This is a genomic window from Caulobacter rhizosphaerae (assembly GCF_010977555.1).
Classification (GTDB): Bacteria; Pseudomonadota; Alphaproteobacteria; order Caulobacterales; family Caulobacteraceae; genus Caulobacter; species Caulobacter rhizosphaerae.
The window spans coordinates 5,112,617-5,131,172 of sequence record NZ_CP048815.1; the positions used below are offsets into that span (position 1 = coordinate 5,112,617).

General features: G+C 70.5%; 17 protein-coding genes. 14 read left to right on the forward strand and 3 right to left on the reverse strand.

The features are described 5' to 3' along the window. Window positions 1–14 precede the first annotated feature (14 nt). From G3M57_RS23380 to G3M57_RS23400, 5 genes are all read left to right on the forward strand, one after another. Window positions 15–1,847, forward strand: a complete 1,833-nt coding sequence (locus tag G3M57_RS23380; RefSeq protein ID WP_163233253.1) for a M14 family metallopeptidase — start codon at window positions 15–17, stop codon at window positions 1,845–1,847. Between the two features lie 233 nt (window positions 1,848–2,080). Then, window positions 2,081–2,482 carry an MAPEG family protein gene (locus G3M57_RS23385; protein ID WP_056754562.1) on the forward strand — a complete coding sequence of 134 codons (402 nt, stop codon included), beginning with the start codon at window positions 2,081–2,083 and terminating at the stop codon, window positions 2,480–2,482. Window positions 2,483–2,542: 60 nt separating this feature from the next. Further along, complete coding sequence (locus tag G3M57_RS23390; RefSeq protein ID WP_056754565.1) at window positions 2,543–3,874, forward strand: TldD/PmbA family protein; 1,332 nt, start codon at window positions 2,543–2,545, stop codon at window positions 3,872–3,874. Further along, the gene (locus G3M57_RS23395) at window positions 3,871–4,656 is read left to right on the forward strand and encodes a 3'(2'),5'-bisphosphate nucleotidase CysQ (protein ID WP_163233254.1); all 786 of its coding nucleotides are present in this window, start codon (window positions 3,871–3,873) and stop codon (window positions 4,654–4,656) included. The genes G3M57_RS23390 and G3M57_RS23395 overlap by 4 nt, the downstream gene beginning before the upstream one ends. Before the next feature lie 24 nt (window positions 4,657–4,680). Then, window positions 4,681–4,905, forward strand: a complete 225-nt coding sequence (locus G3M57_RS23400; RefSeq protein WP_056754571.1) for a DUF4170 domain-containing protein — start codon at window positions 4,681–4,683, stop codon at window positions 4,903–4,905. Window positions 4,906–5,048: 143 nt separating this feature from the next. On the opposite strand, the gene G3M57_RS23405 is transcribed toward G3M57_RS23400, so the two are convergent. Further along, window positions 5,049–5,714, reverse strand: a complete 666-nt coding sequence (locus G3M57_RS23405; RefSeq protein ID WP_163233255.1) for a protein tyrosine phosphatase family protein — start codon at window positions 5,712–5,714, stop codon at window positions 5,049–5,051. 138 nt (window positions 5,715–5,852) lie between these two features. Here G3M57_RS23405 and G3M57_RS23410 point away from each other — a divergent pair, with 138 nt between their 5' ends. The 5 genes from G3M57_RS23410 (at window position 5,853) to lpxK (ending at window position 11,769) form a co-directional block, all read left to right on the forward strand. After that, complete coding sequence (locus G3M57_RS23410; protein WP_163233256.1) at window positions 5,853–7,643, forward strand: ABC transporter ATP-binding protein; 1,791 nt, start codon at window positions 5,853–5,855, stop codon at window positions 7,641–7,643. Further along, window positions 7,640–8,353 (forward strand): lysophospholipid acyltransferase family protein, encoded by a 714-nt coding sequence (locus G3M57_RS23415; RefSeq protein ID WP_163233257.1) that lies wholly within the window; start codon window positions 7,640–7,642, stop codon window positions 8,351–8,353. The genes G3M57_RS23410 and G3M57_RS23415 overlap by 4 nt, the downstream gene beginning before the upstream one ends. 121 nt (window positions 8,354–8,474) lie before the next feature. Further along, complete coding sequence (locus tag G3M57_RS23420) at window positions 8,475–9,473, forward strand: cation diffusion facilitator family transporter (protein WP_163233258.1); 999 nt, start codon at window positions 8,475–8,477, stop codon at window positions 9,471–9,473. Next, complete coding sequence (locus tag G3M57_RS23425; protein WP_230983838.1) at window positions 9,470–10,765, forward strand: 3-deoxy-D-manno-octulosonic acid transferase; 1,296 nt, start codon at window positions 9,470–9,472, stop codon at window positions 10,763–10,765. The genes G3M57_RS23420 and G3M57_RS23425 overlap by 4 nt, the downstream gene beginning before the upstream one ends. Then, entirely contained in the window at window positions 10,762–11,769 is a 1,008-nt protein-coding gene (lpxK, locus tag G3M57_RS23430; protein WP_163233259.1) for a tetraacyldisaccharide 4'-kinase, read from the forward strand. The genes G3M57_RS23425 and lpxK overlap by 4 nt, the downstream gene beginning before the upstream one ends. A 114-nt stretch (window positions 11,770–11,883) precedes the next feature. On the opposite strand, the gene G3M57_RS23435 is transcribed toward lpxK, so the two are convergent. Continuing rightward, window positions 11,884–12,963 (reverse strand): phosphotransferase family protein, encoded by a 1,080-nt coding sequence (locus G3M57_RS23435; protein ID WP_056754701.1) that lies wholly within the window; start codon window positions 12,961–12,963, stop codon window positions 11,884–11,886. A 303-nt stretch (window positions 12,964–13,266) separates the two neighbouring features. On the opposite strand from G3M57_RS23435, the gene G3M57_RS27200 reads away from it, so the two are divergent. Beyond that, window positions 13,267–13,626 (forward strand): VOC family protein, encoded by a 360-nt coding sequence (locus G3M57_RS27200; RefSeq protein ID WP_230983837.1) that lies wholly within the window; start codon window positions 13,267–13,269, stop codon window positions 13,624–13,626. A gap of 56 nt (window positions 13,627–13,682) precedes the next feature. On the opposite strand, the gene purD is transcribed toward G3M57_RS27200, so the two are convergent. Continuing rightward, window positions 13,683–14,966, reverse strand: a complete 1,284-nt coding sequence (gene purD, locus G3M57_RS23445; RefSeq protein WP_163233260.1) for a phosphoribosylamine--glycine ligase — start codon at window positions 14,964–14,966, stop codon at window positions 13,683–13,685. Window positions 14,967–15,263: 297 nt separating this feature from the next. On the opposite strand from purD, the gene G3M57_RS23450 reads away from it, so the two are divergent. The 3 genes from G3M57_RS23450 to G3M57_RS23460 all read left to right on the forward strand — a co-directional run bounded on the left by G3M57_RS23450 (window position 15,264) and on the right by G3M57_RS23460 (window position 18,517). Next, window positions 15,264–15,632: a hypothetical protein gene (locus G3M57_RS23450; protein WP_163233261.1), complete on the forward strand. Its 369-nt coding sequence runs from the start codon at window positions 15,264–15,266 to the stop codon at window positions 15,630–15,632. Between the two features lie 109 nt (window positions 15,633–15,741). Further along, on the forward strand, window positions 15,742–16,560 hold the full coding sequence (locus G3M57_RS23455) for a nuclear transport factor 2 family protein (RefSeq protein ID WP_163233262.1): 819 nt from the start codon (window positions 15,742–15,744) through the stop codon (window positions 16,558–16,560). 130 nt (window positions 16,561–16,690) lie between these two features. After that, window positions 16,691–18,517, forward strand: a complete 1,827-nt coding sequence (locus tag G3M57_RS23460) for an alpha-L-fucosidase (RefSeq protein WP_163233263.1) — start codon at window positions 16,691–16,693, stop codon at window positions 18,515–18,517. Window positions 18,518–18,556 lie beyond the last annotated feature (39 nt).

Below are 18,556 nucleotides of genomic sequence, written 5' to 3' on the forward strand. Positions count from 1 at the left end.
GGAGAGCGCCTGAGATGTTGAAGACGTGTCTGGCGGCCCTGGCCGTCGCGATGACGGCGAGCGTGACCATGGCTGAGACCCCCACCAAGGCCCCCTGGGATACCGACATCCTTCCCCCGCCGCTCGCCTGGTATGGGGCCAGCGAAAAGCTGGTCGCCAAGCCGTCCGACCCGTGGATCACGCCGTCGGAACTGACCGGCCTGACCGCCTCGCCCGACTACGCCGAGACCCGCGCCTGGCTGGAAAAGCTGGACGCCGCCTCGCCGCTGATCCGCCTGGAGACCTTCGGCAAGTCGCCGGAGGGCCGCGACCTGTTGGTGGTCTATGTCTCGAAGGACGGCGCCAAGTTCGATCCCAGGAAGCCGGTGCTGTTGGCCCAGGCCGGCATCCACCCCGGCGAGATCGACGGCAAGGACGCCGGCATGATGCTCCTTCGGGACATCGCGTTTCACGGCAAGGACAAGCTGCTGGACGGCGTGAACCTGGTCTTCGTGCCGATCCTCAGCGTCGACGGCCATGAACGCGCGTCGCCCTACAGTCGCCCCAACCAGCGCGGCCCGGCGGTCCAGGGCTGGCGGCACACGGCCCAGAACCTCAACCTGAACCGCGACTACGGCAAGCTCGACGCGCCTGAGATGCGGGCGATGATCGGCCTGATCAACACGGTCCGGCCCGACCTCTACATGGACATCCACGTCACCGACGGCGAGGACTACCAGTACGACATCACCTATGGCTGGGCCGGCTACCTGGGCGACTTCGCGCGGTCCAAGGCGACCAGCGCCTGGCTGGACAACACCTTCCTGCCAGCCACCGAAGCCGGGCTGAAGGCGGCGGGACACATCCCCGGCCAACTGGTCTTCGCCCTGGACGACCGCGATCCCAAGAAGGGCCTGGGCGCTTCGCCGGCCTCGCTGCGCTATTCCAACGGCTATGGCGACGCGGCCCGGATCGCCACGGTGCTGGTCGAGAACCATTCCCTCAAGCCCTACCGCCAGCGGGTCCTTGGGACCTATGTCCTGCTGGAGGAGACGCTGAAGGTCCTGGCCAGGGACGGCGCCGCCCTGCGGGCCGCCGAGGACGTCGACCGCGCCCGGCGGCCGGCGGTGGTCGAGGCCAATTTCGGGACCAGCTTCGGCGGCGGCGGCGACAGGCCCCTGCGCACGGTGAGCTTCCTGGGCGTGCAGCACGAGACCTACGATTCCCCGGCCTCGGGTCGCAAGGAGATCCGCTGGCTTGGCAAGCCCGATCCCCAGCCGTGGTCGCTGCCGCTGTACGCCGCCGAGCCGTCGCTGAAACTGACCCCGCCCAAGGCCTATTGGATCTCCTCGGCCAAACCCGACGTGATCGAGCGCCTGCGCCTCCACGGCGTGGCGATGGAGACCCTGGCCGCGCCCAAGGCGGTGTCGGTCGACATGATCCGCTTCACCGCCCCCAAGCTCGCGCCCCGCGCCAGCGAGGGCCATGTCGAGATCGCCGCCGGCCCGGTCACCCACGAGACCCGCACGGTGACCTTCCCGGCCGGCTCGGTGCGCGTCCCCACCGACCAGCCGCTGGGCGAACTGGCGACCCTGCTGCTGGAGCCGGAAAGCGACGAGAGCTTCTTCGCCTGGGGCATGTTCCCCGAGGTGCTGCAGCGCGTCGAATATATCGAGGGCTACGCCATCGCCCCGCTGGCCGAGAAGATGCTGGCCGCCGATCCCAAGCTGAAGGCGCAGTTCGAGGCCAGGCTGGCCGCCGACCCGAAGTTCGCCGCCGATCCCGACGCCCGCCTGGCCTGGTTCTACCAGCGCACGCCTTATTACGACGACCGCTACCGGCTCTATCCGGTGGGTCGGGAGCTTTAAAACCGCTCATCCCGGCGAACGCCGGGACCCAGATGGAATGGCTCTGAGACCGACGCCAGGAGCGCTGAGCTTATCCAGCTCGCCACACCGCTATGGGATCTGGGTCCCGGCGTTCGCCGGGATGAGCGGAGGGTGGGGTTTAGTCGCCTGCCCGACGATCGGCCTTGCCAGCCCCGTCGAACGCGGGGCCTTATGCCGGCCAGTTCGACTTCGAGTTTCGCGAGTGACGACCGATGGACACCCTCGCTTCCGGACACGCCGCCGCCCTGTGGGTGGGACTGCACGTCCTGCTGCTGCTGACCCTGTCGCTGCTGGTCGTGCGGCTGCGGCAGAAGCACAAGGTGGCCCTGGGCGACGAGGGCATTCCGGAGCTGGCCCGGGCCATCCGCGCCTTCGGCAACGCCAGCGAGTACGTCCCCGTCGGCCTGGCGGCGATCATCGTCCTGGCCCTGGTCGGCGCCCCGCCCCTGGCCATCCACGTGGTGGGTCTGGTCCTGTTCGCCGGCCGGCTGATCCACGCCGTGGGCCTGTCCAACAGCGGCGGCGCCTCGATCCCGCGCGCCATCGGCATGATCTGCACCTGGGTGGCCTACATCTTCGGCGCGGTGGCCCTGCTGTTCTACGCGATCGGCTGAACGGTCCCTTCCGAAGCCGGAGCGCTTGCCCCCGCCCCGCGCCCTCGTCCATAAGACCGCATGGACGAAAACCTGTTGCATGACGTGCTCGCCGCCGCGCGAACCGCGGGCGCCGACGCCGCCGAAGCCGTGTTCGCGCAGCGCCAATCCCTCTCCGTCAGCGTCCGCCTGGGCGAACTGGAGGAGGTCGAGCGCGAGGAGTCCCGCGACGTCGGCCTTAGGGTGTTCGTCGGCCAGCGCAGCGCCACGGTGTCCGGCTCGGACATCTCGGCCGAGGGCCGCGCCAAGCTGATCGACCGGGCCGTGGCCATGGCCCGCCTGGCGCCGGAGGACCCCTACGCCGCCCTGGCCCCGGCCGAGCGCCTGGCCCGCGGCCCGTTCCGCGACCTGGACCTCTACGACCCCACCGAGCCCTCGGCCGAGACACTGGAGGCCCAGGCCCGCGAGGCCGAGGCCGCGGCCCGCGGCGTGGAGGGCGTGACCAATTCCGACGGCGGCTCGTCGTCGTGGAGCGCCTCGACCTGGCGGCTCGTGACGAGCGAAGGCTTTTCCGGCCTGCACCAGGCCAGCGGCTTCGGCGTCTCGGCCTCGGCCATCGCCGGCGAGGGCGCGGGCATGGAGCGCGGCGGCGAGGGCCGCTCGACCCGCCACGCCGCCGACCTTCCCAGCCCCCACAGCATCGGCGCCAAGGCCGGCGAGCTGGCCGTCGCCAAGCTGAACCCGCGCAAGCTGGACTCCACCACCGCCCCGGTGATCTTCGAGAACCGCCTGGCCATGTCGCTGCTCAGCCCGCTGATCGGCGCGATCTCGGGCCCGTCGATCGCCCGCGGGACCTCGTTCCTGAAGGACAGGCTGGGCCAGCAGATCTTCGCCAAGGGCGTGACCCTGCTCGACGATCCCTTCCGCCCGCGCGGCCTGGGCTCGGCCCCGTTCGACGACGAGGGCGTGGCCTGCGAGGCCCGCGCCCTGATCGACGACGGGGTGCTGACCACCTGGCTGATGAACGTCAGTTCGGCCAAGCAGCTGGGCCTGGAAAGCACCGGCCACGCCTCGCGCGGCCTGGCCGGCCCGTCCGGCGTCTCGACCCATAACCTGACCCTGCAGCCGGGCGACCGCGACCTGGCCGGCCTGATGGCCGACGCCGGAACGGGCCTGCTGGTCACCTCGATGTTCGGCCCCTCGCTGAACGGCAACACCGGCGACTGGTCGGTGGGCTGCTCGGGCTTCTGGTTCGAGAACGGCGTCTCGACCGGCCCGGTCACCGAGATCACCGTGGCCGGCAACCTGATCGACATCTACGCCCGCCTGGTCCCCGGCTCGGACCTGGAGCTCCGCGGGGCCAGCAACAGCCCGTCCCTGCTGGTCGACGCCCTGGCGATCGCCGGAAAATGACCGACCTGGACCTGATCCTGACGGCGGCGCGCGAGGCCGGGGCCCTGGCGCTCTCGGCTCGCGGCGAGGGCCTGAAGATCTGGTCCAAGGACGGCGGCTCGCCGGTCACCGACGCGGATCTGGCCGTCGACGCCCTGCTGAAGGACCGCCTGGGCGCGGCCCGGCCCGGCTATGGCTGGTTGTCGGAGGAGACGGCCGACGATCCGGCCCGCCTGGCCACGCCGCGCCAGTTCGTCGTCGACCCGATCGACGGCACCGTGGCCTTCATCAAGGGCAAGCCCTGGTTCGCCGTGTCGATCGCCGTGGTCGAGAACGGTCGTCCGGTCGCCGGCGTCGTCCACGCCCCGGCCCTGGACGAGACCTACACGGCCGTCGCGGGCGGCGGCGCGACCCTGAACGGGACGGCGGTCAGCCCCAGCGACACCGACGACCTCGAGGACGCCGCCATGCTGGGCGACGCCAAGATGTTCGCCCATCCGGTCTGGGCCGAGCCGTGGCCGCCGATGCGGGTGGAGAGCCGCAACTCGATCGCCTACCGCCTGTGCCTGGTGGCCGCCGGGGCCTTCGACGCGGCGGTCGCCCTGTCGCCCAAGAACGAATGGGACCTGGCGGCCGCCGACCTGATCTGCGCCGAGGCCGGCGCCGTCCTGACCGACCACAGGGGCTCCGCCTTCGCCTACAACCGGGCAAATCCACTGCTTCCGAGCGTGGTTTGCGCCAATCGCGCGCTTCACCCGTTGATCCTGTCACGCGTCGGGCATATCGACCTGCCGCAACGATAACTTCCGCGCAGGAACTTCCACGCCATGAGCGACAAGCAGCTTCTTCACCTCGTGATCGGCGGTGAACTGAAGAACGTTTCCGATATCGAGTTCCGCGACCTGTCGAAGGTCGAGTTCGTCGGCGCCTACGCCAGCTACGCCGACGCCCACAAGGCCTGGAAGGCCAAGGCCCAGGCCACGGTCGACAACGCCCACGCCCGCTACTTCATCATCCACGCCCACAAGCTGCTGGATCCGAGCGTGGATTGATCCAGACCCTCCCCCTGTGGGGAGGCGGCCGAAGGCCGGTGGGGGGAGTCTTTGGATCGTCGATCCAGATGGTGGTCGAGGCCGCATCACTCCCCCCACCGTCGGCTTCGCCGACACCTCCCCACGGGGGGAGGACCTGAAAATCACTCCCGCCGCAGCAATCCCTCGGTCACGATCCCGCCGATCATCCCGGCCCGGAAGTCGGCCTTGATCTTCACGGGGTCGTAGTCGGGGCTCTCCACCCATTGGGTGAAGGTCAGGCCCTTGGGGGCGGCGTCGGCCAGGTAGCGTTCGAAGGTGTAGTCCAGCACGCCGGTCTTGCCCTGCTTGATATGCAGGTACTTGAACGACAGCTGCTCCATCGCCGCCTCGATCGGCAGGCCCAGGCGGTAGTGGGCGTAGAGCACGCTCATGATCCCCGCCCGGTCCGCGCCCGACTTGCAGTGCATCAGGGCCGGGTATTCGATGGTCTCGAACAGGTCGCGCGCGCCCAGCACCCGCTCCTTGATCGGGACCTCGCGCGAGGTGATCACGAAGTCGACCATCTTCAGGCCCAGCTTGTCGCAGGCGTATTTCTCCAGGGCGTAGAAGCTGCCGTCGAACCCGCCGCGCAGGTTGATGACGGTCTTGATGCCCTGCTTCTTCCAGGCGGCCAGCTGGTGCGGCCAGGGCTGGTTGGTGCGCACCAGCTCGGGGCTGATCCAGTGGTCGTTCTTGAAGCCCAGGCGCAGATAGGCGTGGTCGTTCCACAGGTACGAGAGGTAGGTGCGAAAGCGTCCCCAGCGGGTGGTGGTGTCGTAGCCGGGCAAGCGGGCGATCCTTCGTGAACGAGGCCTAATTAGGCGCCACAGCCCTGTAATGCAAAAGCCACAGCGCCGCACCCCCGCCGCAATGACAGGCCATGGCTGAGCTTGACAGCCCCGCCCCGACGTCCGACCCGTGCCGCCATGACCGATCCCGCCGCGCCACAAGCCCCCAACCGCGTCCTCGCCGCGCGGATCTGGCGCGAGTATCTCCGGCCGCGTCGCAACCGGTTGGTGCTGGCGATGCTCAGCGCCGCGATCATCGCCGGGCTGAGCGCCGCCCTGGTCGAGGTCCTCAAGCCGGCCGTCGATCAGCTGATCACCCATCCCCAGCCCGGCGCCCTGGTGCGCATTCCGCTGCTGATCGCCGCGATCGCCATCGCCCGCGGCCTGTTCCAGGTCCTGCAGACGACCTCGATCAACCGCATCGGCAACGGCGTGGTCGGCGACATGCAGGTGCGGCTGTTCGGCAAGCTGGTGCGCTCGGACCTGGCCCGCCTGCGCGGCGCCCATTCGGGCTCGTACGTCTCGTCGATGCTCTACGACGCCACCCTGATCCGCGAGGCGGCGACCAGCGGCCTGGTCAACTACACCCGCGAATTCCTGACCGTGATCGGGGCGCTGGTGGTGATGTTCCGGCTGGACTGGATGCTGGCGGCCGGCGTGCTGGTCATCGCTCCCGTCGCCAGCCTGTTCATCCGGCGGTTCTCGAAGAAGACCACCAAGGCCGCCAAGGGCGCCATGGGCGAGACCTCGAACCTGTCGACCGCGATCATGGAGAGCCTGGACGGCGTCAAGATCGTCAAGATGGAGAACCGCGAGGCCTATGAGGAAGGCCGCGTGGCCGAGGTGATCGATCGCCGCCAGCGCCACCTGATCAAGGGCTCCAACGCCAAGGCCATGGCCGCGCCGGCCACCGAGACCTTCGGCGCCCTGGTGACCGCCTGCGTCTTCGCCTATGCCGGCTGGCGGGCGGGCACGGGCGGCATGACCGCCGGGGCGTTTACGGCCTTCCTGGGCGCGCTGGCCATGGCCCTGCAGTCGCTGCGCCAGGTCGCCAACCTGCAGACGGTGTTCAGCGAGGGCTTCACCGCCGCCCGCCGGCTGTTCCAGCAGCTGGACGTCGAGCCGGCCATCGTCGATCCCGCCGACGCCAAGGTCCTGCCGCCCGGTGAGGCGACCATCGTCTTCGACAACGTCAGCTTCGCCTATGGCGACAACGCCCCGGCCCTGCACGAGGTCTCGCTCCAGGCCCGGCGCGGCGAGACGGTCGCCCTGGTCGGTCCGTCCGGCGGCGGCAAGAGTTCGCTGCTGAACCTGATCCCGCGCTTCTACGACGTCACCGCGGGGGCGGTGACCATCGACGGCCACGACGTGCGCGGCGTGACCCTGGCCTCCCTGCGCGACCGCATCGCCCTGGTCACCCAGGAGCCGTTCCTGTTCGACGACACCATCCGCGCCAACATCGCCTACGCCCGGCCCGGCGCCGCCGAGGACGAGATCGAGGCCGCGGCCCGCCAGGCGGCGGCCCACGACTTCATCTCGGACCTGCCGCTGGGCTACGACACCCTGGTCGGCGAGGCCGGCGCGCGGCTGTCGGGCGGCCAGCGCCAGCGCATCGCCATCGCCCGCGCCTTCCTGAAGGACGCCCCGATCCTGTTGCTGGACGAGGCGACCAGCGCGCTGGACACCGAGAGCGAGGCCCAGGTCCAGGCGGCGCTGGAGCGGCTGATGGCCGGCCGCACCACCATCGTCATCGCCCACCGCCTGTCGACCGTGAAGGACGCCGACCGCATCTATGTGATCGACCGCGGCCGGGTGGTCGAGACCGGCACCCACGCGGCCCTGGTGCGCCACAAGGGCCTCTACGCCCGCCTGGCCAAGGCCCAGGACCTGGACCACCTGCCCGCGACCTCCCCGGAGGTCGGCGCATGAGGCCGCTGCGCTGGCCGCTGGTGATCCAGATCGTCTCGTCGATCTTCGCCGGCTATTCCAGGCTGGTGTTCCGCACCCTGCGCCTGACCCGCGAGGGCCAGGAGCACGCCGAGGCGGTCTGGGCCCAGGGCCGCGAGACCGGGGTCGGGGCGATCCTGTGCTTCTGGCACGCGCGCATCCCGATGTCGCCGCTGACCTGGCCGCAGGATCCCGGCCGCCAGGACATGCGGGCCCTGATCTCGCGCTCGGCCGACGGCGAGTTCATCGCCCAGACCGTCGAGAAGCTGGGCTTCCCGGCGATCCGCGGCTCGTCGACCAAGAAGACCGACCCGGCCAAGAACAAGCATGGCGAGCAGGCCTTCCGCGACATGATCAAGTGGGTCAAGGACGGCGGCGGGATCGCCATCACCCCCGACGGCCCGCGCGGCCCGGCCGAGCGCATGGAGAAGGGCACCCCCTCCCTGGCCCGGGTGACCGGCGCCCCGGTGATCTTCGTCGGCCTGGCCGCCAAGCCCTGCATCCGCCTGGGCTCGTGGGACCGCACCGTCATCCCCCTGCCCTTCGCCAAGGCGGCGATGGTCTGGAGCGCGCCAACGATGGCCGGACGCGGGGATGATCCGGACGCGCTGGTCGAAGACTGGGCGGCCCAGCTGTCGGCGGTGACCCGGCGGGCGGAGGCGCTGGTGGGGGCGGAGCCGGACTGGGTTTGAGTTCGGGGACACGCCCTTGCGGCGTGTCCCCACCGGGATCGGTGCGTCGGAAGGGGACACGCCGCAAGGGCGTGTCCCCGACCTGGGTTGAAAGGCCTCCCCCTTGGTGGGATGTAGACCCATGCCGCACGACCACGCCGACCACGATCACCACGACCACGATCACCACGATCATGGCCCCGGCCATGCGCACGGCCACGACCACGGCCATCACCACCACGGCCCCGGCGGCCACAGCCATGCGCCCAAGGACTTCGGCCGGGCCTTCGCGGTCGGCGCCACGCTGAACATCGGCTTCGTGGTCGCCGAGACCATCGCCGGCCTGATGACCCACTCGCTGGCCCTGCTGGCCGACGCCGGCCACAACCTGTCCGACGTGCTGGGCCTGTTCATGGCCTGGGGCGCGGTGGTGCTGGCCAGGAAGGCCCCGGCCGGGCGGCGCACCTACGGCCTGCGCAAGGGCACGATCCTGGCTTCGCTGACCAACGCCGTGGTGCTGCTGGTGGCGGTCGGGGCCATCGCCTGGGAGGCCGTGCGCCGCTTCGCCGACCCGCAGCCGATTGAGACCGGTCCGGTGATGATCGTCGCGGCCATCGGCATCGCCATCAACACCGCCACGGCCCTGATGTTCATGCGCGGCTCCAAGGACGACCTGAACATCCGCGGCGCCTTCCTGCACATGGCCGCCGACGCCGCCATCTCGGCCGGCGTGGTGGTGGCCGCCGCCGCCATGTGGGCCACCGGCTGGCTGTGGCTGGACCCGGTCGTCAGCCTGGGCATCGTGGCGGTGATCGTGCTGGGCACCTGGGGCCTGCTGCGCGACAGCCTGGACCTGGCCCTGGACGCCGCCCCGCGCGGCATCGACCCCAAGGCGGTCCGGGCCTGGCTGGCCGAGCGCCCCGGCGTGACCGAGGTCCACGACCTGCACATCTGGGCGATGAGCACCACGGAAACGGCCATGACCGCCCACCTGGTCCGCCCCGAGAACCCCGACAACGACCAGTTCCTGCACGAGATCTGCGGCCAGATGTCCAGCCGCTTCAAGATCGGCCACGTCACCATCCAGGTCGAGAGCGGCGGCGTGGCCACCTGCCACCTGGCCGGCGCGGACGCGGTGTGAGCCTTCCCCTGTCCCTGGCGCTCTATAGGGCGGCGACCACCGTCCTGGAGCCGTTCGCGCCCCTGCTGCTGAGCCGCCGGGCCCAGGCCGGCAAGGAGGACCGCGCCCGGCTGCACGAGCGGCTGGGCCGGCCCAGGATCCCGCGTCCGCCAATGGGCCCCTCTGGGCGGCTGGTCTGGCTGCACGGGGCCAGCGTCGGCGAGAGCCTGTCGATCCTGCCCCTGGTCGAGCGGCTGCGGGCCGAGCGTCCGGACGTCGCGGTGCTGGTCAGCTCCGGCACCGTCACCTCGGCGGACCTGCTGGCTCGGCGCCTGCCGGCCGGGGCGGTCCACCAGTTCCTGCCGGTCGACACCCCGGGCGGCGCGCGGCGGTTCCTCGACCACTGGCGGCCCGACCTGGCGGTGTTCGTCGAGAGCGAGCTGTGGCCCAACCTGCTGCTGACCGCCAAGGCGCGCGGGGTGAGGCTGGCCCTGGTCTCGGCCAAGCTGTCGGACAAGAGCTACGCCGGCTGGCGGGCCCGGCCGTTCGCGGCCTTCGAGCTGTTCAGCGGCTTCGACCTGATCCTGGCCCAGGACGGCCGCGCCGCCGAGCGTCTGTCCAGCCTGGGCGGGACCGTGGCCGGCGAGGCCGACCTGAAGTTCGGCGCGGCGCCGCTGCCGGTCGACGCGGCGGCCCTGGCCAGCCTGCGCGTGCGGCTCAGCGACCGGCCGCTGCTGCTGGCCGCCAGCACCCATCCGGGCGAGGACGAGCGGGTGCTGGCGGCCTGGCGCGCCCTGCCCGCCCACAGCGACTATGACCGTCCGCGGCTGGTGATCGTCCCCCGCCATCCCGAACGCGGCGCCGCCATCGCGGACATGGCCCTGGCCGCCGGGGCCACGACCTGCCTGCGCAGTCGCGAACCCGACGACTCCGCCGAGGTCATCGTCGCCGACACCCTGGGCGAGCTGGGCCTGTGGTACCGGCTGGCCGACCTGGCCCTGGTGGCCGGCAGCCTGGTGGAGGGGATCGGCGGCCACAATCCGCTGGAGCCGGCGCGGCTGGACTGTCCGATCGTCTCCGGCCCGCATGTCGAGAACTGGCTGACCGCCTATGCCGACCTGCGCGACGCCGACGGCGTGACCTTCGCCGACGCCTCGGTGCTGGGCGCGCGGCTGGCCGAGCTGCTGGCCCGGCCAGAGGTCCTGAAGCGGCAGGCGGCCAACGCCCGGGCGTTCGTCGCCCGGCGCGACGCCGAGGCGCGGGCGGGGCTGGACCGCATCCTCGCCCTGCTCGACGCGGAGGCGCGGGCATGAAGCTGGCCACCCCGCGCTGGTGGTACCGTCGCGACGGCGCCCCCAGCCCGCTGACCCGCGCCCTGCTGACCCCGCTGTCGTGGATCTGGGCCGCCCAGACCGCCCGGCGGATCGCCCGCACCCAGCCGCGCGGCGCCGACTGCGCGGTGATCTGCGTGGGCAACTTCACGGTTGGCGGGGTGGGCAAGACGCCGATCGTCCGCGAGCTGCTGCTGACCCTGACCCAGCGCGGCCGCCGCGCCCACGGCCTGTCGCGCGGCTATGGCGGCCGACTGAAGGGGCCGGTCCAGGTCGACCCGCTGCGGCATGCCGCCCGCGACGTCGGCGACGAGCCGCTGATGCTGGCCCAGGACTTCCCGATCTGGGTGTCGCGCGACCGGGTGCTGGGGGCTCGTCGCGCCGCCGCGGCCGGGGCCGAGGTGGTGGTCATGGACGACGGCCACCAGAACCCCGACCTGCGCAAGACCCTGTCGCTGGTGGTGGTCGACGGCGAGACCCGCGAGGACGAATGGCCGTTCGGCGACGGCAAGGTGTTCCCGGCCGGGCCGATGCGCGAGCCCCTGGCGGCCAGCCTGGCCCGCACCGACGCGGTGATCGTGCTGCTGCCGGGCGACCTACCGGCCGCGGACCCCGACCTGCTGGCCCTGTTCGGCGACACCCCGGTGCTGATCGCCCGGCTGGAGCCCGCCACCCCGCCGCCCAAGGGCCGGCAGGTCGGCTTCGCGGGCATCGGCAAGCCGTGGAAGGTGGAGCGGGCCCTGAAGGCGGCCGGCTGTCATCTGGTCGACTTCGCGCCCTATCCCGACCACGGCGAATACGACGAGGCGACCCTCACCTTCCTGGCCGAGCGGGCGGCGACCTACAGCGCCGGGTTGGTGACGACCGAGAAAGACTGGGTGCGGCTGCCGCCGGCCTGGCGCGACCAGGTGACGGCCTGGCCGGTTAGGGCGCGGTTCGAGGACGAGGGGGCGCTGGGGGCGTTGCTGGAGAGGGCGGGGCTTTAGATCCTCCCCCTCTGGGGGAGGTGGCCCAAAGGGCCGGAGGGGGTTTCACCCGCCGACTCAGCGGTCCCCCTCCGTCGCTCCGCGACACCTCCCCCAGAGGGGGAGGATCTGTTGCTAAGCCCCCGCCTTCTGCGCGAATTCCCAGGCGCCCCGGGCGAGCACGGGCACCCGCGCCTCCATCAGCTCGGCATGGGCGCTGGCGGCCGTGCCGTCGCGCACCCGGCCGACGATGCCCTGGCAGATCCCGGCCAGGCGGAACAGGTTGTAGCTGAAGTACCAGTCCAGGTTCGGCAAGCCGTCGCGGCCGGTCAGCCGGCAGTACTGCGCCACGGCCTCGTCGATGGTGGGCACGCCATAGGCGGTGAGATCCTGGATCTCGGCCAGGCCGCCGCGCTGGTCGGACGGCATCACCCAGTTCATCAGGAAGTAGCTGAAGTCGGCCAGCGGATTGCCCAGGGTCGACAGCTCCCAGTCCAGCACCGCCACCACCTTCGGCTCGCTGGGGTGCAGGATCATGTTGTCCAGGCGGTAGTCGCCATGGACGATCGAGGTGACGTCATCGGCCGGGCAGCTCGCCGGCAGAAACGCGATCAGCCGGTCCATGGCCTCGATCGTCCGGGTTTCGGACGCCTTGTACTGCTTGGTCCAGCGGTCGATCTGGCGGGCGAAGTAGTTGCCGGGCTTGCCATAATCGGCCAGGCCCACGGCGGCGTAGTCGACCGTGTGCAGGGCCGCCAGGGTGGCGATCTCGGCCTCGTAGATCGCCCGGCGCTCGGCCGGGGCGTAGTCCGGCAGGGTCCCGTCCCACAGGATCCGGCCTTCGACATTGTCCATCACGTAGAAGATCGTGCCGATCACGTCCTCGTCCAGGCACAGGGCATAGGCCTTGGCGACGGGGAAGTTCGCCCTGTTCAGGCCCGAGATCACCTTGAACTCGCGATCGACGGCGTGGGCGCTGGGCAGCAGCTTGCCCGGCGGCTTGCGGCGCAGGACGTACTTCTTCGACGGCGTGACCAGCTGGTAGGTCGGGTTGGACTGGCCGCCCTTGAACTGGCGCACCTCCAGCGGGCCCTGGTAGCCGTCGACATGGGCCTCCAGCCAGGCCGCCAGCCGGGCCTCGTCGATGGCGTGGCGCGGGTCGACGGGCTTGGTTCCGGAATTGAGGTCCTGGACGGACGGTTCGCTCGCGGCCATGCGCATACTCCCCAACACTTGTTTGAATGAACATTAGAGCCTGGGCGCCGCGACGCAAGCCTCTCCTCCGGGGCTTGAGCGTTCCGTTGAAAGCCGGCTACAAGGGCCCGTCGAAAAAGGGCCATGGACCGGACAAGGTAAGCCCGGTCGCTTCGAGCTTCGAAGAACCTGTACCCTCGCCTCATGGCTGGGACCCACGACGAGACGACGGCGCATCGTGCGCCGCCGGCTCGGCGTGCGTGGTCCCGTTGTCGATACCGATCGAGCCCCCGTGCGCCGCGCCTCAATTGAAGGAGAGCGCCGATGCGCCTGAACCATATCGACCTGCCCGTGCCCGACGTCGCCGCGACCCGGGACTTCTTCGAGACCTGGCTGGGCTTCACCCACGAGCGGACCCTGGGCCAGGACGGCCTGGCCATCCTGCGCGACCAGGCCGGCCTGGTGCTGGTGCTCAGCCGCCTGCGCCGCCACGGGTCTCAGGCCTGGCCGGTCCCGTTCCATATCGGCTTCCACCTGGAGAGCCCGGCGGCCGTATCCGACCTCCAGGCCCGCATGGCGGCCGGCGGCCTCGCCGTCGACCCGCCGGCGATGCAGCACGGCGCGTTCGCCTTCTACCTGACCGCGCCCGGCGACATCCTGGTGGAGGTGGCGCACCGGGCCTGAGCGTCGATAGCGCCGTGCGCGAGACGGGGACAGGCGCATGCGCCTGTCCCCAACCGTCAATGCTGGCTCAGCGCCCGCCAGCCGATGTCGGTGCGATAGAACCCACCCTCCAGCGACACCGCGCCCAGGGCCGCATAGGCGACGTCGCGGGCCTCGTGCAACGTCGCGCCCAGGGCGCAGACGTTCAGCACCCGGCCGCCGGACGCCACCAGCCGGCCCTCGGCGTCGCGGGCCGTGCCGGCGTGGAAGATCACGGCCTCGCCGCCGAACTCGCTGTCGGCGCCCTGGATCAGGCCGCCGGTCTTGGGCGCGTCGGGATAGCCCTCGGCCGCCAGCACCACGCAGATCGCCGCCTCCTCGCGCCAGACCGGCGGCGCAGCGGACGCCAGCTCACCCTTGGCGGCGGCCAGCAGCAGCGGGACCAGGTCGCTTTCCAGGCGCAGCATCAGGGTCTGGCACTCGGGATCGCCGAAGCGGGCGTTGTACTCGACCAGCTTGGGCCCCTGCTCGGTCAGCATCAGCCCGGCATAGAGCACGCCGACATAGGGACAGCCCTCGGCGGCCATGCCGGCGATGGTGGGCAGGACCAGCTCGCGCCAGGCCTGGTCGACCAAGGCCGGGGTCAGGACCGGCGGCGGCGAATAGGTGCCCATGCCGCCGGTGTTGGGGCCTTCGTCGCCGTCATAGGCCCGCTTGTGGTCCTGGGCGGCGCCGAACAGCACCGCCGTTTGGCCGTCGCAGATCGCGAACAGCGAGGCCTCCTCGCCGTGCATGAACTCCTCGATCACCACCCGCGCCCCGGCCGAGCCGAAGCGGCCGCCCAGCATGTCCAGCACAGCGGCGTCGGCCTCGGCCCGGTCGGCGGCAATCACCACGCCCTTGCCGGCCGCCAGGCCGTCGGCCTTGATCACGAACGGCGCGGTGAGGGTGTCGAGGAAGGCGCCGGCCGAGGCCGCGTCGGTGAACACGCCATAGGCCGCCGTCGGCAGGCCGTGGCGGGCGCAGAAGTCCTTGGTGAAGGCCTTGCTGGTCTCCAGCCGCGCGGCCAGGGCGCTGCCGCCGAAACAGGGGATCCCGGCCTTGGCCAGTTCGTCGGCCAGGCCGACCTCCAGCGCCGATTCCGGACCCACCACCACGAGGTCGGCGGCGATCTCCCGGGCCAGGGCGACCAGGCCGTCCACGTCGGTGACCTTGACCGGGCGCAGCTCGGCGACCTGTTCGACGCCCGGATTGCCCGGCGCGGCGACAAGGCGGCCGCACAGCGGCGACTGGGCGATCTTCCAGGCCAGGGCGTGCTCGCGCCCACCGGACCCGACGAGCAGGATGTTCAGCTTTTCCATGAGGCCGGGGTGTCGCGCGGGGGCGGCGCGGGGTCAAGGCGGGTCGTGCGACGCGGAAGTTATCCACAGGGGTACGCTAGGGCCGGGGACCCGCCCTTGCGGCGTGTCCCCAAACTCCGCGCGGGGGCCGCCCGGACACGCGCCGCCGCGCCTGTCAGAGGGGACACGCCGCAAGGGCGCGTCCCCGGCCAGGGTTTATCCCCGCCCTTTTCAAATTCGATCTCAACGAAATCAATGCGCTACAGGAAAACGCACGTTTCCTATCCCCACGCTCCGGGAGGGCCGCATCCTTGAGGCATGACCCACACCGACATCCCCACCCGCTGCCTCGCCCTGCAACTGAAGCTGATGGACGCCCTCGACACGGCTTGGGCGATCCTCGAGCGCAGTCACGACCCCGCCGAGATCCGAAAGGTCCGCGACAAGGCCAAGGCCATCGGCGACCTGGCCGCCATGGCCCGCAAGGTGGCGCTGATCGTCCCGACCGCCCGCAAGCCGCCGGTCGACGTGCTCGCCGCCGGCCTGGCCGCCGTCCAGGGCGGGGCGGGCCTGGGGGTCATGGCCGCCCCGCTGGCCGCCCCACTGGCCGCCCCACTGGCCGCCCAAGCCGAGCACGCCCGGCGGGCCCTGGACAAGCTGAAGGGCGGCCGGCGCGGGCGGTTGTGAGCCCGTCGGCGGTCCCACCCTTCAATAGGGTTGAATGATGCCCCGCTTTCTTTCGAATGGCCAAAGCGTCGTCCCTCGCCGCAAGCTCGCCCCCTCACAGGAGGCGACGATGCGATTGATCCGGACCGTGCTGATGGCCGCCGCCCTGTCGCCCGCCGCGGCCCACGGCGCCCCCGTCCCCGCGCCGGGGCCGGGGCCGGGGCCGACGAACGCCACGCCCGCCGACGCCGTACGCCTCTATGGCGAGGCGACCGCCCAGCGGGATCCCGTCAAGCTCGGCCGCGCCTTCCAGCCCAGCGCCATCGCCTATGAAGTCGACGGCGGGACGGTCAGCGCCACCTACCAGGCCCAATGGAAGCCGCGCCTGGCCCAGGCGCCGGAACCGTCGGGACCGTCGACGCCGCCCCCGACGATCGAGCGGATCGACGCCGGGGAAACCACCGCCCTGGCCAGGCTGCGCTCGGTCCGCGACGGCCGGCCGCTGGTCGACTACGTGCTGCTGGCGCGGCTGGCGGGCGGCTGGCGCATCGTCGGAACCCTCCGCCAGCCGGATCCGGCCGAAGACCCCGCCTCGGCGGCGGCGGTGGCCGGGGTGGTGGACGACAAGTTCGAGGCCGACCGCCGCTGGGACGAGGCCGGGCTCGGCGAGACCCTCGATCCCCGGGCCCTGGTCATGAGCGTCGAGAACGGCGAGTTCGTCGCCGCGTCCGTCGCCGAGTGGCGCGCGCGCTACGTGGACCGGCGCAAGACCTCGCCCGGCGCGCGGTTCGAGGTCACCAGCCGCCTGGTCGACGCCCAGGGCGACGTCGGCATGGCCCGCTGGTCGTTCCGCACCGAAAGCGGCGAATGGACGGACCGCGCGCTGATGCTGCGGACGGCGTCGGGGTGGCGGATGGCCGCCTTGCTGTTCGTCAGGGAAGCGCCTTAGGGGGCGGGACCAGCTCGCTCGCTGCATTCGGCCCGAGACCGAGCAATCATTCCGGCAGCTTGGCTATATCCCTCAACCAATCCTTGCGATAACCTATCGTTAAAGTCGAATAACGATCGGAATGAAGCGCATGGGTCGACTGGCGAAGACGGCCTTTGTCGCCCTGGCGGTGTTCGCCGCGCCCTTGGCGTCCATCGCCCAGCCCGCCAAGCGGGACGTTGTCCTGCTGATCGACAACCACATCTTCACCCACAAACCGTTCAAGTTCGACGAGGCGGTGCTGCGTCAAAGCATCCGGGCGATGCTAGAGCATGTGCGGCCGGAGCGGGTCGTCGTGTTCGCGGTTGGGCATGACGGCCACGCTCAGTATCCGAGCAAGTTTTTCCCTGAACAGAAGGCCAGCCCGGGCTTTCCTCTGCTCCAGGGGCCGACCCAGGATCTGCTCCAGATCTGGCGGGAGGAGACCGCGCGCACCCGCACGGGCATGATCGTCTATGTCAGTACGCTGCGGAACGACGCGCTCCAGGACTCCCATCCCGAATATTTCCGCATCTTCGGAAACGGCGTTCGCGCCACGGTGATCGACCACAACAGCGCCTATGCGGACGAGGTGCTGTTGCCGGGGCTGCAAGAGATCATCGACCGGTACAATCCAGACGGGTTCTTTCTCGACGGCGACTATTGGACCGCCCACGAGAGCTGGAACCCGGCGAGCACAGCAGGCTTCGTCAAGGAGACCGGACTACCGGTCCCGACGGATTACCCCCAGGCCAGCTATCCCCCCTTCGTGAAATACACCTACGAATCCTATAGGCGCGACTACGTCGGAAAGCTGGAGGCGTTCTTTGACCGCCAAAAGCGGCCACTGAACTGGTCGATCAACGCCGCCTTCACAGTGCGCGATCCCAGCCCTGAGCCGGCCAACTACGGCACGGTCGCGGTGGACCTGCCGTTCTTCGCCCTCGGAGAAGCCTATATTGAATCGCTGTTCAGCCAACGATTGAAGGGCGGGGCCGAGATCGTCTATCCGCTGTTCGCGCAGTCGGAGGGCGCTGCTCCGTATCAGTACAAGTCCAAGGCGCAGCTCAAGCAGGAACTGGCCGTGGCCGTGGTCAATCGGTCGCTGGTCAGCTTCTACCTGCCGCTCGGGTATGACGGGACCATCGCGCTGGATCGGATCCAGCCTGCAATCGAGGTCTACGACGAGTTCGAGAACCATATCGGGACGCAAGCCCGGCCGGACCAGAAGCTCCTGGCCAAGATCGCCATTGTGAACCCGAACGGCGACGCCATCGCGACCCGCCGGTTCGAGGAGTTGCGCAAGGCCTCGCTGCACCTCTACGAGACCGGGGTGGTCCACGCGATCACGACCGAGACCCTGGCGCCTTCCGGGGGCTACACCCACTTCGTGTTCCCCCGCATGAACCACGCGGAGAGGCCGGATCTGATCCCGTCCCTGCTCAAGGGCGGCCAGCGCGTGCTGTGGGCAGTGAACGAGCGTGCGGCCGACGAGAAGACCGAAGCCATCATCGCCGCTCTTCGGTCCAGCCTGCGTGAGGTCAAGGCCGATTGCGCCGACTGTGAAGCCCTGAGGGACAGCAGCGGCGGCGAGATCTGGCTTGTCCCGGCGATCGACAACGCGACCCTGGACAAGTTCGCCAGCACCATAGACCCCGCCGTGACCTTCCCCGGCAAGCCTGAATACGTCTATGCCCTGGCCTACGGCGACGCCCTCAAGGAGACGATCTACCTCTCCTCGGTGGCCTGGGGCGGATACGCGTTCGGGCGGCACACGCTGTTCGAAGACCTTGAGCCAACGCCGTCGATGTCGGTTCGGCTCAAGGCTCCGGCCACCTGTGTTCAGCGCACCATGGGGGGCGACATCAAGCTTCCCCGCGGGCGCGAACTGACGCTCCAGCCTTTCGACACCATCACCAAAGTCGAGTGCGACCTGTGAGGCGACTTTTCCTCGCCGCCGCACTGGTCACGGCCTCGC

Coding starts and splice junctions, on each gene's coding strand:
- G3M57_RS23380 (WP_163233253.1), top strand. CDS start 15: ATGTTGAAGACGTGTCTGGCGGCCCTGGCCGTCGCGATGACGGCGAGC.
- G3M57_RS23385 (WP_056754562.1), top strand. CDS start 2,081: ATGGACACCCTCGCTTCCGGACACGCCGCCGCCCTGTGGGTGGGACTG.
- G3M57_RS23390 (WP_056754565.1), top strand. CDS start 2,543: ATGGACGAAAACCTGTTGCATGACGTGCTCGCCGCCGCGCGAACCGCG.
- G3M57_RS23395 (WP_163233254.1), top strand. CDS start 3,871: ATGACCGACCTGGACCTGATCCTGACGGCGGCGCGCGAGGCCGGGGCC.
- G3M57_RS23400 (WP_056754571.1), top strand. CDS start 4,681: ATGAGCGACAAGCAGCTTCTTCACCTCGTGATCGGCGGTGAACTGAAG.
- G3M57_RS23410 (WP_163233256.1), top strand. CDS start 5,853: ATGACCGATCCCGCCGCGCCACAAGCCCCCAACCGCGTCCTCGCCGCG.
- G3M57_RS23415 (WP_163233257.1), top strand. CDS start 7,640: ATGAGGCCGCTGCGCTGGCCGCTGGTGATCCAGATCGTCTCGTCGATC.
- G3M57_RS23420 (WP_163233258.1), top strand. CDS start 8,475: ATGCCGCACGACCACGCCGACCACGATCACCACGACCACGATCACCAC.
- lpxK (WP_163233259.1), top strand. CDS start 10,762: ATGAAGCTGGCCACCCCGCGCTGGTGGTACCGTCGCGACGGCGCCCCC.
- G3M57_RS23435 (WP_056754701.1), bottom strand. CDS start 12,963: ATGGCCGCGAGCGAACCGTCCGTCCAGGACCTCAATTCCGGAACCAAG.
- G3M57_RS27200 (WP_230983837.1), top strand. CDS start 13,267: ATGCGCCTGAACCATATCGACCTGCCCGTGCCCGACGTCGCCGCGACC.
- purD (WP_163233260.1), bottom strand. CDS start 14,966: ATGGAAAAGCTGAACATCCTGCTCGTCGGGTCCGGTGGGCGCGAGCAC.
- G3M57_RS23450 (WP_163233261.1), top strand. CDS start 15,264: ATGACCCACACCGACATCCCCACCCGCTGCCTCGCCCTGCAACTGAAG.
- G3M57_RS23455 (WP_163233262.1), top strand. CDS start 15,742: ATGCGATTGATCCGGACCGTGCTGATGGCCGCCGCCCTGTCGCCCGCC.
- G3M57_RS23460 (WP_163233263.1), top strand. CDS start 16,691: ATGGGTCGACTGGCGAAGACGGCCTTTGTCGCCCTGGCGGTGTTCGCC.